The 14410-nt window shown below is 36.3% G+C and carries 17 protein-coding genes; 6 read left to right on the top strand and 11 right to left on the bottom strand.

Annotated features, from left to right (window positions below; all coding sequences use genetic code 11):
• Positions 1–30: 30 nt before the first annotated feature.
• The 5 genes from C1A05_RS09450 to liaF all read right to left on the bottom strand — a co-directional run bounded on the left by C1A05_RS09450 (position 31) and on the right by liaF (position 3504).
• Complete coding sequence (locus C1A05_RS09450; RefSeq protein ID WP_102027977.1) at positions 31–441, bottom strand: thioredoxin family protein; 411 nt, start codon at positions 439–441, stop codon at positions 31–33.
• Positions 438–869: a disulfide oxidoreductase gene (locus tag C1A05_RS09445; protein ID WP_102027976.1), complete on the bottom strand. Its 432-nt coding sequence runs from the start codon at positions 867–869 to the stop codon at positions 438–440. Before C1A05_RS09445 ends, C1A05_RS09450 begins: the two co-directional genes overlap by 4 nt.
• A gap of 150 nt (positions 870–1019) precedes the next feature.
• Complete coding sequence (locus C1A05_RS09440) at positions 1020–1664, bottom strand: response regulator (RefSeq protein ID WP_102027975.1); 645 nt, start codon at positions 1662–1664, stop codon at positions 1020–1022.
• 10 nt (positions 1665–1674) lie between these two features.
• Complete coding sequence (locus C1A05_RS09435; protein WP_102027974.1) at positions 1675–2715, bottom strand: sensor histidine kinase; 1041 nt, start codon at positions 2713–2715, stop codon at positions 1675–1677.
• Between the two features lie 12 nt (positions 2716–2727).
• On the bottom strand, positions 2728–3504 hold the full coding sequence (gene liaF / locus C1A05_RS09430) for a cell wall-active antibiotics response protein LiaF (protein ID WP_102027973.1): 777 nt from the start codon (positions 3502–3504) through the stop codon (positions 2728–2730).
• A gap of 254 nt (positions 3505–3758) precedes the next feature.
• Between liaF and C1A05_RS09425 the strand changes: the two genes are divergently transcribed.
• A complete protein-coding gene (locus tag C1A05_RS09425; RefSeq protein WP_102027972.1) occupies positions 3759–4184 on the top strand; it encodes a ferritin-like domain-containing protein in 426 nt (141 codons plus the stop codon).
• Between the two features lie 89 nt (positions 4185–4273).
• The gene (locus tag C1A05_RS09420; protein WP_102027971.1) at positions 4274–5449 is read left to right on the top strand and encodes a M20 metallopeptidase family protein; all 1176 of its coding nucleotides are present in this window, start codon (positions 4274–4276) and stop codon (positions 5447–5449) included.
• Positions 5450–5599: 150 nt separating this feature from the next.
• Here the strand turns inward: C1A05_RS09420 and C1A05_RS09415 are convergent, their stop codons facing one another.
• The 3 genes from C1A05_RS09415 to C1A05_RS09405 are packed head-to-tail and all read right to left on the bottom strand — an operon-like array spanning position 5600 to position 8298.
• Positions 5600–6307, bottom strand: a complete 708-nt coding sequence (locus C1A05_RS09415; protein ID WP_102027970.1) for an EcsC family protein — start codon at positions 6305–6307, stop codon at positions 5600–5602.
• A 19-nt stretch (positions 6308–6326) separates the two neighbouring features.
• Entirely contained in the window at positions 6327–7559 is a 1233-nt protein-coding gene (locus C1A05_RS09410; RefSeq protein ID WP_102027969.1) for an ABC transporter permease, read from the bottom strand.
• On the bottom strand, positions 7552–8298 hold the full coding sequence (locus C1A05_RS09405; RefSeq protein ID WP_102027968.1) for an ABC transporter ATP-binding protein: 747 nt from the start codon (positions 8296–8298) through the stop codon (positions 7552–7554). Before C1A05_RS09405 ends, C1A05_RS09410 begins: the two co-directional genes overlap by 8 nt.
• A gap of 465 nt (positions 8299–8763) precedes the next feature.
• Here C1A05_RS09405 and C1A05_RS09400 point away from each other — a divergent pair, with 465 nt between their 5' ends.
• The 3 genes from C1A05_RS09400 (at position 8764) to C1A05_RS09390 (ending at position 10482) form a co-directional block, all read left to right on the top strand.
• Positions 8764–9177: an HIT family protein gene (locus C1A05_RS09400; protein WP_200816482.1), complete on the top strand. Its 414-nt coding sequence runs from the start codon at positions 8764–8766 to the stop codon at positions 9175–9177.
• Positions 9178–9324: 147 nt separating this feature from the next.
• Positions 9325–9855 (top strand): tryptophan transporter, encoded by a 531-nt coding sequence (locus C1A05_RS09395; RefSeq protein WP_102027967.1) that lies wholly within the window; start codon positions 9325–9327, stop codon positions 9853–9855.
• Positions 9856–10107: 252 nt separating this feature from the next.
• Positions 10108–10482 (top strand): YtxH domain-containing protein, encoded by a 375-nt coding sequence (locus C1A05_RS09390; protein ID WP_102027966.1) that lies wholly within the window; start codon positions 10108–10110, stop codon positions 10480–10482.
• Positions 10483–10596: 114 nt separating this feature from the next.
• Here C1A05_RS09390 and C1A05_RS09385 read toward each other — a convergent pair whose 3' ends face one another.
• The 3 genes from C1A05_RS09385 to C1A05_RS09375 all read right to left on the bottom strand — a co-directional run bounded on the left by C1A05_RS09385 (position 10597) and on the right by C1A05_RS09375 (position 13627).
• The gene (locus C1A05_RS09385) at positions 10597–11520 is read right to left on the bottom strand and encodes a glycine betaine ABC transporter substrate-binding protein (protein WP_102027965.1); all 924 of its coding nucleotides are present in this window, start codon (positions 11518–11520) and stop codon (positions 10597–10599) included.
• Between the two features lie 66 nt (positions 11521–11586).
• The gene (locus C1A05_RS09380) at positions 11587–12438 is read right to left on the bottom strand and encodes an ABC transporter permease (protein WP_373419469.1); all 852 of its coding nucleotides are present in this window, start codon (positions 12436–12438) and stop codon (positions 11587–11589) included.
• Position 12439: 1 nt separating this feature from the next.
• The gene (locus C1A05_RS09375) at positions 12440–13627 is read right to left on the bottom strand and encodes a quaternary amine ABC transporter ATP-binding protein (RefSeq protein WP_102027963.1); all 1188 of its coding nucleotides are present in this window, start codon (positions 13625–13627) and stop codon (positions 12440–12442) included.
• Positions 13628–13897: 270 nt separating this feature from the next.
• Between C1A05_RS09375 and C1A05_RS09370 the strand changes: the two genes are divergently transcribed.
• Positions 13898–14389 carry a GbsR/MarR family transcriptional regulator gene (locus tag C1A05_RS09370; protein WP_102027962.1) on the top strand — a complete coding sequence of 164 codons (492 nt, stop codon included), beginning with the start codon at positions 13898–13900 and terminating at the stop codon, positions 14387–14389.
• Positions 14390–14410: the final 21 nt, after the last annotated feature.

Genomic DNA, 14410 nt, shown 5'->3' with positions numbered 1-14410 from the left:
GTCCACCTTTCTCATTTAGAACAAATAGAATTAATCTAATACATACTCTTCAAAGAAAGCTTTATATTCTTCTCTTGTTTGAACGCTTTCTAATTTTGCTACTTCTTTTCCATTTTCATAATGTTTAATCGTTGGTGTACCTTTTATTCCGAACTGTTGCCATGCTTCTTCGTATTCTAGAACGTTTACTTTTTTCATATCCACGTCTAAATCCTCTGTTAAAGGTACAACAATCGGTGTAGCCTCCTGACAGTGAACACATTCAGGACTGTAGAAATACACTGTAGTCGTTTCACCATTGTCTAATGCAGTTTGTAATTCAGTGGGAGTGATTTGATTATAATAATAGTCTGGCTCTTGTGATTTCTGATATTGTACAAGTGCAATAAGTCCTCCAAATAACACGATTACGATTAAACCGATCGTAACTAATTTCTTCATACTTTATCCGCTCCTTTATTCTTTACAATAACGATTGTGTAAACTAGGAAAATTAATGTGAATGCGACAAATGATAAGAATGGGATTGTAATAAACCCAAAATAGTTCACATATTTAGCAGTACAAGAAACTTGTCCACAGAAATCTGCAGATAACGTATCAACTTGTTGGATTATATAATGATAAAGTGCTAAAGGCGCACCAATCATACTTAATATGTATCCAGGCAAAGCTATCGAAAAGTCCTTTTTTACATAGGCAGTACCAAAAATAATGACAAGTGGGTACATGAGAATTCGTTGAAACCAACATAACTTACATGGCTCAAAATGCATGATCTCAGAATAGAACAAACTGCCCATTGTCGCTACTAATGCGATTGCCCAAACAATAAGCAATGCATTTTCTTGTAATTTCGTAAACTTCATCTACTTTTCCCCTTTTCCAATTTCTATGTTACATCAAGGAGGTTTTTAATCGTTCCTATCATAGCATATTCTAGCATCTCTTAAAAAGAATAAGATTACAAAAACCAACCCGTTAAAACGCCTAATCACATTAGGGGGTTGGTTTATATTTTATGATTCATTCATTATGCCATTACGATGGGCGTATACTGCCGCTTGGGTTCTGTCTTGTACATTTAATTTACTCAAAATATTACTCACATGCGTTTTTACCGTTTTGATGCCAATAAATAATTTTTCACTAATTTCTTGATTGGTTAAACCATTTCCAATACAAATTAATACTTCCATTTCTCGCTCTGTTAATTCTTCATGTGGCAATGTGCCATTACGGCGAAAACGGGTCATCATTTTTCCAGCTACTTTTGGTTCAATAACGTTCTCTCCTCTTGCCGCTTTCTTAATAGCAGCTGCTATTTCGTCTGCAGAGGACGTTTTTAACATGTAGCTAAAAGCACCCGCTTCTAGTGCTGGAAAGACCTTTTCATCATCGTAATAGCTTGTGAGAATAATAATTTTACAGTCAGATAGAGATGCCATTATCTTTTTTGTTGCGTCAATACCATTTCCATCTTCCATCATTAAATCCATTAAAACGACATCTGGTTTCACGTTTTTTACTAATTCTGCTCCTTCATTACCACTAGAAGCTTCACCAACGATTTCAATGTCATCCTCCGTCATTAAGTATGTCACAACACCTCGACGAACAACATCATGATCGTCTACAACTACAACTCGTATCGTATTCCCCATGTTTATCCCCCTAAAGTGGAATTCGTATTACAATATATGTACCTTCACCCTTTTTCGACCGAATTACTGCTGTCCCACCTAATTCTTCTGCTCTTTCTTTCAATGAGGTTAAGCCGTAGGATGCTTTATTATCTATATTAATTGTAACATCAAATCCTACCCCGTTATCACGAACATACAAATAAATTTCTTCTTCCTTTTTCTTTAATTCTAATAACACTTCCGTTGCATTGGAATGACGCAAAATGTTCGATAATATTTCTTGAATCATTCGAAATAGATGCTCTTCCGTTGCATTGGAAATGCCCGAAAATTCTTCAATGTTTAATTCGAATTGAATATTACAACGGGTTTTCAATTCTTCAACAAGCTTCCTCACCCCACTTTGAAGGGATTCGCCTGATAAGTGGACAGGCCTTAAATGCAGCAATAAAGCACGCATTTCTGTTTGTGCTTGTAAAGCCATTTTAGATATTTCAATCATTTGTTCTTTTGCTTTATCTGGATTTTTTTCTAACAATCGAACGGTTGCTTGAGACATCATCGTTAAACCAAACAATTGTTGACTGACAGCATCATGCAAGTCCCGCGCAAGTCGTTGTCTTTCTTCAATGGTCGCTACTTTATGTGCTTCTTTTGCAAAATCATGCTTCTCATCTGCCATTCTCTGTAAGGACTTCACTTGATTTTGCATTTTTTCTGCTAATTCGTTTAAGTCCTTACCAATATGACTAATTTCATCTCCATATTCTTTATCATGCAATCTAGCAGTGTACTTCCCCTTTGCTAAATAAGAGATTAATATAGAAATGGAATCCAATCGTTCTTTTACTTGGCTTGTATAATGCAAGGATACATATATTCCAACAGGAGTCATAATTACGATAATTAATCCTAACGATAAAAAGATAGATTCAAGCGTTAACCACGTTGGACTGAAAACCGAATACAAAAAAAACAATACAAATGAAATGACAAGTAATGAGAAGTAAATCGTCTGTAATTCATTTCGAATAAATCGAAATCGTAAACTATTAAGCTTTTTAAACATTGTTTACCTCCCCTAAACCTGATCAATTCGAATTTCGCCAACCTGAATTTGTAGCTTGATAGACAACTTTCGTGTTGCCTCCTCATAATCCGGGGTTTGGTAAAACACTTCTCTTCTTAATCCATCGGCTTGTTGGTTTAAAATCTTAATGCTTCCGATGTTTGCGGCTGCTTCTACTTGAAAAGCTAAATTCTCTGGCATTAGCATTCGTACATCGCCAACCCAACCTTTAATGGAAATCGGTGTTTCCCCTTCTGGAATATACGCCTTCGTAAAATCAAAATAATATTCCCCTACTCCATTCCATAGTTCCATCGGTTCTACCGTCCAGTTTTCATCGGAAAAGCTTTGATCCCCAACAAAATTCTTTTGGTTTTTGCGATACTGCTTCTCGTTATCGGAATCAAAAGTAATTTTCACTCGTTTCCCTTTGTTTCCTTTATGTTTCGTAAATACTAATGAATGAACACCAATATAAATTAATAGAAGTGGCCATAACGTCCATATATCACCAAAGCCAAAATCTAATACGCCATTCCTTCCGAGTACAACGAGTACCCCATAAATCAAAAGGAAGGAACCAAAAGTCCAGCTACCACCACTTACATTCGATCTTATGCCGTCTATAAATGATTTTAATCCGACAAGAGCTATTAAAATTGGCCAATTCTTTTCGATAATACTTGATATTTCCACGGAAATAACGCCGAAATTCGCTAAAATGAGTAAAACTCCAACTCCAATTAGTATAAAAGATACAACGATTTTAAATAGACTATGTGATTTCATAAGTCCCCCTCAACTTTCTACTAAATATTATATTATACAAAGCACAGCCAATTTCCTTCTAATCGCATTAGCGTCCAAACTGCACATATTCATTTTCTTCAAATGTATTAATACAAGAATACAAAAATTTCTACATGATCATAACAAGCTTCAGATGGTTTCTATATCGGTCTTAAGTCGGAGCTGTGATTAAAAAATTCTCAACTAGGGTATTGTATCAGTAGAATAACGATTTTAATAGGAGGTAGAAAGAGATGGATTCAAAATTACAAGCATTAATAAGTGGATTAAATGAGGATCTTCAAAATGAATATGCTGCTATGATTATGTATACGTATAACGCTGCTGTTGTCTCCGGAATCTATCGCCAAGTATTAAAGCCATTCTTTGAAAGTGAAATTGAAGATGAAGCTGGTCATGCCTTATATTTATCCGAAAAAATTAAAACATTAGGTGGTGTACCATCCACTACTCCAGTAGCAGTTCCACAATTAGAGCATGTGAAAGATATGCTGCAAGCAGCTCTACAATCTGAGGTTGATACAATGAAACGATATGAAGAAAGAAAAAAACAAGCTGAGGAACTAGGGTTAACCGAACTAGTAGTAAAATTAGACGATATGATTGCAGATGAGACGCACCATAAAGAAGAAATAGAAAGATTATTGAAAGATTTCTGATTTTAGAGCTTGTCCTATAGTAGGGACGAGCTCTTTTTTTGTATACTAATAATAAAGGGTATAACGGGACCATGGAGGAGGAGAACGATATGAAGGAAACTGTATTTCAGGCGATAGATGAATTGTACGATGAAATCATCAACATTCGTCGTTATTTACACCAGCACCCAGAGCTTTCATTTCAGGAAAAGAAAACGAGTCAATACATCGTTGATTATTACGAGCGGTTAGGTATTCCGTATCAAGCCAATGTTGGTGGATATGGAGTTGTTGCTACATTAAAAGGAGGTAGGCCTGGCAAAACAATCGCTTTACGAGCGGACTTCGATGCTTTGCCAATACAGGAAGAAAATGATGTTCCTTATCAATCAACAGTTCCTGGTGTTATGCATGCATGTGGACATGACGGTCACACTGCAAGTTTGCTTGGTTTAGCTAAAGCATTAGTAAAACATCAGAATGATTTGCCTGGTACAGTGGTTTTTCTTCATCAGCCTGCAGAAGAGTTTGCGCCAGGCGGTGCAAAACCAATGATTGAAGCTGGTGTTTTAGAAGGGGTAGATGCAGTATTTGGAACACACTTATGGGCCGATACCCCACTCGGAGAGCTCCACTTAGCAAAGGGTCCTTTTATGGCTGGAGCCGACCGATTTGAACTAGTGATAAAGGGAAAAGGTGGACACGGGGCGATTCCACATCAAACGAAAGATGCTATTGTAATTGGAGCACAAATTGTGAATCAGCTTCAAACCATTTTAAGTAGACGGATAGATCCATTAAAAACAGCAGTTGTCTCCATTGGTAAGTTTGAGGCAGGGCAAGCATTCAATATCATTGCAGGTACTGCTAAACTGTCCGGAACGGTTCGTACTTTTGATTCCAACGTACAACACAGTATTATGGAAGAAATGGAAAAAATCATTAAAGGAGTTTGTATAGCCTTTGATACAGATTATGAGTTTCAATATTTTAAAGGATATCCTCCTGTTCTGAATCACGAAAGAGAAGCAGACATGATTTTAAAGAATGGCATTCAAGTTCCTGGTATCAATCGAACTGTTGAGATAGAGCCAACAATGACTGGTGAAGACTTTGCATATTATCTAATGGAACGCCCTGGAGCATTTTTCTTTACAGGGGCACAAATAGAAGGTAGACATTATCCTCATCACCATCCGAAATTCGACATCGATGAAAGAGCCCTACTTCATGCGTCAAAAGCATTATTTCAAGCTTATCTCAGTTATCAAGCCCTTACAGAGTAACGAATAGAAGGAAACCAGCAATCGTATTTAACAGGAACAAACAAAAAATCCAAGCCATCCTGCACATTCTTCCCAAAAGATTTCAGCAGTGGTTTGGATTTTTTCTAATTCTATTCATAAGGAAACCGTTATGCCTCATGACTCTTCTCTTTACGCTAATATACGCAAGCGAAAACTGTTCATCGTGGTTTCCCCTAATTGATTTAATAATTTATTATTTGCCCATGCTCCAATTACAGCACCTATACCAGGGACAAGTTGCAGCATTTTCACAAAATCAATGGTGTCACGGTATTCTTGCTGTAGCTCTCTCCAATCGATTTCTTTCCAATAATCCTTTTCACGCTCCCAGTTCATCACGCGTTCTAAAACCTTTTTTCTACTGTTGTCACTTGAAAAGGCAAGCATAAAAACGTGGAGCAAAAACATTCTTTCTTCATAAGCTTTGACATTCATGCCATATAGTTGACCTGCGTCAAATAAAAACTTCATTTTGATGCTTAATAAAAGTGGAAAGTCGGCTAATCCTAGCATAATTCCGCCTGCACCAGTTCCAGCACCCTCTAGAATTGCGGTGTTGCGATAGGTATGCAATCTCTCCAAAACAACCTCTTCTCTTTTTTCAAAGGACCATGCTGGGTTGACATTTATTTTATAGATATAAGCAGAGGACGTTAAGGTTGTTTCCATCATTTTTCGTATGCTTTCTGTAATAATGGCATGCACTTTATCAGGAATTTTTTCATTAATTTTCGTTTGAACGGATTTGGATGCCTTTTGTATTATTGAGGATTTCCTCGCAAGCCCATGCTTCCACCTCAAGGCTTCTCCCAATACTTTTTCTTCATACGAAACCATCCGTCAAAACTCCCTTTCATTAATAGGTAACTTTTCGTTTTTCCAACCTATTTTTCACATACGAATTGATAAATACAAAGCTAAATAACCCTCCAGCCCCCCATAAAAGAAGCATGTACTCCCATGATGAAGCGACTAGCATAAACAAACCTAAAATTGCCGTTTGAAAAAGCATTAGAAGAAGTAAAAACTGTAATAGCGATTTTTTACGTACTTCTTTTGAAACTGGATAAATATCAATCCAAATCAATGTTCGATGATGATTCCATAGGGTCATTAGTTGAAAACCACTTAAGTAAATAAATAAGATCGCAAACACCATTTTAAACCAAACGTTCGGCACCCAGAAGATCAGGAATATGGCCACGATAATTAATCGTATATAAAGGCCAAAATAATCACTACTTCGAACAAAGGTAATACGATAAAGATATGCAAAGGTGCTGGTTTGGTTAAATGGAGTTTTTGAAGTAAGGAACGAAACCAAAGTGTGACGTTTCTTGGATTTTTTCTTAACATTTGGCACATCTGTGAATAGATTTGCTAATCGGTAAAAGGATTGAAGCATTGCTTGTTCCTTTTCGATTAATACATCCCAGGCTATGCCTTTTTTCCCTACATGATTGTAATGATATAAAAGCAAAGCAACAAATATAATGGATGTAATGCTTGCATAAAGAAATCCATCCTCCTGCAAAAAGAAGAATAGCGTCAGGACATTTAACAATAAGCGTAATCCAGTGTCCATATAACGAGTTTTGGCATCTCTTTCTTTTAATAACCACCAAGTGGATAGCATATTCCAGAGCTTAAATACTAGTAAAATAATCAAAAACAGCAACAAGCCTACTCTAGGTCGTTCCGGGTAAGCTGTGAAATATAGCGGCAATAATATCCCAAAACCAAGTGCTAATTGATAAACTTGAATAATCAAGCTATACCAAAAAGCTTTTGAAAAATATCGATCCATCTTATGCTCAGTTGGCAGTAAAAAGACCGTATCTGGCTCTTTTAACAAGGTGCGAATTGGACTCCTCGTTAATAAAGCCCCTAATAATATAGCGATTATCCAATCTGCAGGAAAACTTTGAGGTATCGTCTTTAGCCATTGTTGATAAAAGTATGCAAATGCAGCCAATAAGAAAAATAGTGCAATAGCTAAATGATCATTAAAGATAAGACGCATGTACCGACTTGTTTCTTTAAAATGATTACTTAATCTTTCCTTCCAAAGCGTACTTGCATTAAACATGGGCATCTTCTTCCTTTGTCAATTGTACATAAAGGTCATCCAGTGTGGCATTTGGCATTTGGAATGCTTCTCTCAACTCTTCCAAAGTACCTTTTGCACGCACTTCTCCCTCATGTAAAATAACAAAACGATCACAATACCTTTCGGCTGTCGCCAATATATGGGTAGACATGAGAACACCAGCACCTTGATCTTTCATTTCATTCATCATTTGTAAGTATGACTGTATTCCAAGTGGATCTAAACCAACAAACGGCTCATCTACAATATATAATGAAGGTTGTACTAAAAATGCGCACATTATCATTACCTTTTGTCGCATTCCTTTCGAAAAATGAATCGGAAACCATTTTAGTTTTTTTTCTAAGCGAAATTCCTTTAACAGTGGCTGCATTCTTCTTTCAAATTCCGATTCTTCTAGCTCATACGCCATTGCCGTTAGCTTCAAATGCTCATACAGCGTTAATTCTTCATATAATACCGGCATTTCTGGAATATAAGAAAACTGTTTCCGATAGCTGTCCTGATTTTCCTGAAAGCTCTTTCTATTTATCGTAATTCGCCCTTTCTTCGGTTCCATAAGTCCGATAATATGCTTAATAGCGGTACTTTTTCCTGCACCATTTAAACCAATTAATCCAACGATTTCACCAGGACGCACATCAAATGAAATTCCGTGCAAAACATTCTTCTGGGTATATCCCCCAACCAGGTTATCTATATGTAAAAGTGGTTCCATCTTATGTATCCCTTCTTTCTCTTTTTACTCGCTATCTAAATTTTACCATCATTATTTCTATATGCCAAAGATGAATATTATTTTAAAAGCTACACACAATACTAAACAAGGAACGGGGGAAAGTCATAGTGAAACATTGTCCGTAACGTCAAACCATTTGGAAATGGGGTGTCGGTGAAAGATACAAATCTTTCATTATAAGGCCAAACACCATTTTAGAAGTGGGGTGTCGGTGAAAGACAATTTCCTTTCACGTGATTGTTAAGCATCTGTAGAATTCTTACGTTGAAATGGTTCAACGTAATCCCCATCTCATCAACAGTTGCAAGACCCGTTCCTTGAGGGCAGAGCACAATGGTGTGCTCTGCTTCTTTTATTATGTAGTTCTCGCTTCATTTTATTACCCCTTTACATCAGACTTGAAACTTGGATACAATAGATATAAATATTTGGAGGTGGATAAATATGTCAGATTGTATTTTTTGTAAAATTATTGACGGAGAAATCCCTTCAGCAAAAGTATACGAGGATGAGTACGTGTATGCTTTTCTAGATATAAGTCAAGTAACGAAAGGCCATACTTTAGTTATACCTAAGAAGCATAGTGCAAATATTTTTGAGACAGATGCGGAAATCGCAAGTGAAGTTTTTGCGCGTATCCCAAAGATAGCAAATGCAATTAAAGATACATACAACCCTCAAGGAATGAACTTGCTTCAAAACAATGGTGAATTTGCTTATCAGAGTGTTTTCCATTTACATATTCATTTAATACCTCGGTACGATGAAAAGGATGGATTTGGTTTAAAATGGGAAACACATAATGATGAATATGACCTTGGTCAAATTGCTTCCGAAATTAGCGAAAATATAAAATAAGACACTTTTCTGAATTTTCTTACCATATAGTTCTTTCACAGGATACGTTTTTCTGTTATACTATATTATAGATTATCGCAGCCGATCACGAGGATACGGTTGGATAATAAGAGAAGAGATTAGTTTGAGAAGAGGAGAGATGGACAAATGAATATTCGTATTTTAGTCTTATTGTCATTATTTTTAGGAATAGGTACTGTGTTGCATCTTGTCATGCCAGGGGTACTTTTTGGAATGAAGCCTGATTTACAGCTTGCGATGATGTTTTTAGGCATATTGCTATTTCCAAAAGCTAAGTATGTCCTGATATTATCCATTGCAACCGGGTTATTAACCGCTCTAACAACTACAATGCCAGGTGGTCAAATTTCCAATATTATTGATAAACCAATTACAGCGTTTGTGTTCTTTGGAATATATGTGCTATTATCAAAAGCTGTTAAAGATGTAGTTCTAGCACCCGTAATGACAGCAATTGGTACGATGATAAGTGGAACCATATTCCTGTCTGTTGCATTATTTATTTTAAGTGTAGATTTAGGCGCAGGATTTGGGGCGTTGTTTGCCGGTGTTGTACTACCTGCAACATTAGCAAATACGGTTATCATTTTTGTTCTGTACCCGATATTACAATCGATCCTAAAAAGATCATCTATTTCTTTACAACATGCCGCATAATCCAAATCCCTAACGAAACATTCGTTAGGGATTTTTTGATTTTTCTTCCTAATTTATACTTTTAACTAAACATAATACGTAAAAAACGTTATAATATACATAAATAAGATAAAGGATAAGCCGTAGGGAGTATTATGATTCATTTTTTATTCATAATAAGAATAGGTACTACTGTTTATCGGATACGGATTGTCCAATAATGCCTATTTCCTTTATAAGACAATGGAAGTAGAACTCTAGGGGGTAATTGAGATGGCTAATGGGAAATCACTATTTTTAGGTGTCCTTGTAGGTAGTATAATCGGTGCTACAACAACATTATTAACAACTCCTGCTTCAGGAGAAACCGTTCGTCGGCAGGCTAAAGATCAAAGTATTAAATTAAAAAACACCATTATGGAACTTGCTAGTAACAGCCGTGACATTAAAAGTCAGCTAACAAAAACAACTAAAGAAGGAGCCGTTTTACTTAGAGAATTATCTCAGGATGTAAAAAGCTCTATCGAGAATTGGAGAAGTTCCATTGAACCTCACCAACAAAACATTCAAGAGCATTTATTAAATGTAGAAGAAAGCCTTAAAGAGCTTGAGGACAAGATAAATCAAAAGAAACAACAAAAAAACTAAGCGTCTGCTATAGATGCTTAGTTTTTTTGTTTTCCAATCGAAATTTGATCCTCATTAGTTAAAACACAAAAGTGATAAAAAGCCTCAACCTTAAGGTTGAGGCCATTCATTTGCTTATTCAGCTGGTTTTAGGTCTTCGATCGAATCGATATCCATGTATGCTGGAACGACAAGACCAATTTTTGCACCTTCAAGGTTTGGACCAAGGTCAACCATTTGATCACCGAACTCAGCTAATTGTGCTTCATGTGTTGCAGGCAACCATGCAGCTACCATACCATCTACATCACCTGTTGCTACTGCTTGCCACATTGCTGAGTTTTCAACAGATGTAATCGTAACATCAAATCCTTGTGCTTCTAAAACGCGTGCAACTACGTTTGTAGATGCGATTTCGGAATCCCAAAGTACATAAACAAGTTCGATTTTCGTACCATCTACTTTCTCTGTACCTTCAATCCACTCTGCTACTTTTTCTTGATTTTCATCTACCCATTTTTGAGAAGCTTCTTCTTCACTCATACCGTTAGAGATATCTAGCATAACAGCTTCCATATCAGCAGTTGTCCAATTGAATTGATCTAAGATCTTATATGCGTTCGGCTTTTCTTCCTCTAAGCCTTCTTTTACAAATGTGTTGATTGTTTCTGCTTCACCAAACACACCTTTTGGATCTTCTAAATATTTAAGGTCATACTTCGCAAATTTCCAGTGTGGAGTCCAACCAGTCACAACGATCGGCTCTTCATTATCAATCGCATCACCTAAAGCAGTTGCCATTGCACCACTTGAAGAGGTTGCAACTTCCCAACCACTTAAGTTTTCATACTCTTCCACAGCCGTTTCAGTAGCGGCTACTACACCTGCACCAGGTTCAATAGCTGTAATTGTGTATTCCATTTCTGCACTATAGTCAACGGAATCACCTTCATTTTCATTTGTGTTTGCGTCTTCTGAACCTTCTTCAGAACCACAAGCTGCTAATACCATTAGCATAAGTACGAAAGCTGTTAAGCCTAAATGTTTTAATTTAAACATAATAAAACTTCTCCCCTTTTTTTATATTTATATAAAACTTTCCAGTTAGGAAAGTTCTAAACGAATTTACTTCCCTTTTTTCGTTACACCTTGTGTAAAACGGTCAAAGATAATTGCTAAAATAACAATACAGAAGCCAGCAACAAAACCATCTCCAGCCTCACTTCTAGATAAAGCTGCTTGAACCTCTTTACCTAAACCTGGTGTTCCGATCATGGATGCAATAACAACCATGGAAAGGGATAACATTACAGTTTGGTTCACACCAGCCATAATGGTTGTCTTTGCCATTGGCAATTCCAGTTTAAATAGCTTCTGAAGTGGCGTACTACCAAATGAATCTGCCGCTTCTTTCAGCTCTCCTGAAACTTGTCTAATGGCAAGATTGGTAAAGCGAATTGTCGGTGGAGTTGCAAAAATTAATGTTGCAAAGATCCCCGGCACAATACCAATACTAAAGAATGCGACTGCGGGAATTAAATATACAAACGATGGCATTGTTTGCATTAAATCCAATATTGGGGTCGCAATTTTTTCCACTATGTTGCTTTTGGACATTAATATACCGATTGGTAAACCAATAATTACGGAAATCAAACCAGCAACAAATACCAATACAAAAGTCTGCATCAATTGCTCCCACAAGCCTTGGTTATAAACTAATATAAGGCCGATTAAGGAAAAAATAGGTAATCCAATTTTTTTACCCGAGATAAAAAATGCTGCAATAACGACTAGTAGCATAACAATCTCTGCTGGTACCTTCAATAGGTTATCTGTTACTACATCTGATAAAAAGTCTTTAAAATCTTCTCTAAAAAATTCAAAAGGAACTGCTAAAACATTTTTTAACCATTCGATAAAGGTATCAATCCAATCCCGAAATGGTATCTCAGGAATTTTATCTACTAAATTCACTTTAATTCACCTCACTTTCACCAGCTAATGCAGCAATTACTGCTCCTCGGACGATAATTCCTCTAAGCTTTTGCTCATGAACTACTGCAACTGGTACTGGTGAATCATGTATTATATTGAAAATCTCATTCATTGCTGTATCTAATTCGACAGTTGGTACATCTGTTTTTAATATTTCGTTTAAATCCTTCACTTCATTCTTTATAGCATTCGAAGCGTCATCTGCTGTGACATATCCTTTTAAGTTACGTTGTTTATCAATAACGTAAATGCTTGAAAGCCCTTCTTCACGCATTCGTTCCAGTGCTACTCTTGGACCATGCTTTTCTATATTAATGGTTTCTGGTCGTTTCATAATGTTTTCTGCAGTGAACACTTTAGAACGATCTACATCCTCAACAAACTTTTCAACGTATTCATTGGCAGGATTCACAAGGATTTCCTCAGGTGATCCAATTTGCACAATCGATCCATCCTTCATTAATGCAATTCGGTCTCCAATTCGTAAAGCCTCATCTAAATCGTGTGTAATGAAAATAATTGTCTTTTTCATACTTTCCTGCAAATCTAGTAATTCATCTTGCATTTCTTTACGGATTAATGGGTCTAATGCTGAAAAAGCTTCATCCATTAATAATACTTCTGGATCATTGGCTAATGCTCTTGCTAGTCCGACACGTTGTTGCATCCCACCGGAAAGCTGTGAAGGATATTGATCCATATATCCACCAAGACCAACAAGCGTAAGTGCCTTTTCTGCTTTCTCTTTACGTTCCTGTTTGTCTATTCCTTGTACTTCTAAACCATATTCTGTATTCGAAAGAACGGTACGGAATGGAAACAACCCAAACTTTTGGAATACCATACTCATTTTTTCTCTACGAATCTTACGTAATTCTTTTTTATCCATTGTTGCTAGATTTGCATCATTAATATATACATTTCCAGCAGTTGGCTCGATTAGGCGGTTAAGTAAACGAACTAATGTGGATTTACCACTTCCGGATAATCCCATAATGACAAATACTTCGCCTTTTTCCACTTCAAAAGAAGCTTTATTAACTCCAACTGTACTACCAGTTTGTTTTAAAATTTCTTCCTTAGAAAGTCCTTGATCAAGAAGCTCCACTGCCTCTTTCGTTTTCTTACCAAATACTTTTGTTAAGTTTTCGACCTTTATAATCGGCACATTTTTCACCTCTCTACATATTTAGCTAGTGCCCGAACGCCCTTATCAACATCACCCTTATAACTATACGCGTTAAGTTCATTTCGTTCAAACAGTAAATTCGTTTGTTTTTGAACAAAAAGTACGTACAGTTTTTTCTGTACAAACTTTTTGGTGAGTTTACTTACAAATACTTTAAATTACTAGCACATCCTTCCTAGGTTCCCATTTTCAAAAAGACACAAATTCTAGTAATGTGTTATTTAGCAGAGTCTTAAGGAGGCCATGTACATGCATGAGACCAACAATGATATCTTACTCGAAGAAATACATTCACAAATGGTTTATGAATTCTCCAAAACATTAGAGCTATTTAACCTATCCAACTCGGATGCTATGCTCTTCGCAACCTTATACTTAAACCATTCTCCAATGACGTTAGATGAGATGGCGAAAGCACTTGGAAAAAGCAAAACAGCGATGAGTACAGGAATTCGGAGTTTATTAGAGGAAAATTTAGTAGAACGAGTTTGGAAAAAAGGGAAACGAAAAGACTACTATCAGGCTAAAGAAAACCTTTCTGAAAAGTTAATGAAGTCCTATTTAATAAAGTGGATGGATTCTGTAGAAAGACAAAAGCATTCGTTAAAAGAATTAGAAGGGGATTTACAATCGAAGGTGGAGCTTCATAAGAATGAGCAAATTCAATTTCTCTACAAACGGATCCACGACATATTAGAGTTTCATATATATATAGAAGAGATTTTTGAACAAAAGCAATAAGTGAATAATAAAGCTCCAGGC

This window comes from Salirhabdus sp. Marseille-P4669 (assembly GCF_900240405.1).
Lineage (GTDB): Bacteria > Bacillota > Bacilli > Bacillales > Alkalibacillaceae > OEQK01.
Note: the sequence above shows the minus strand (reverse complement) of the source record. Positions and strands in the feature narration are given on the sequence as shown.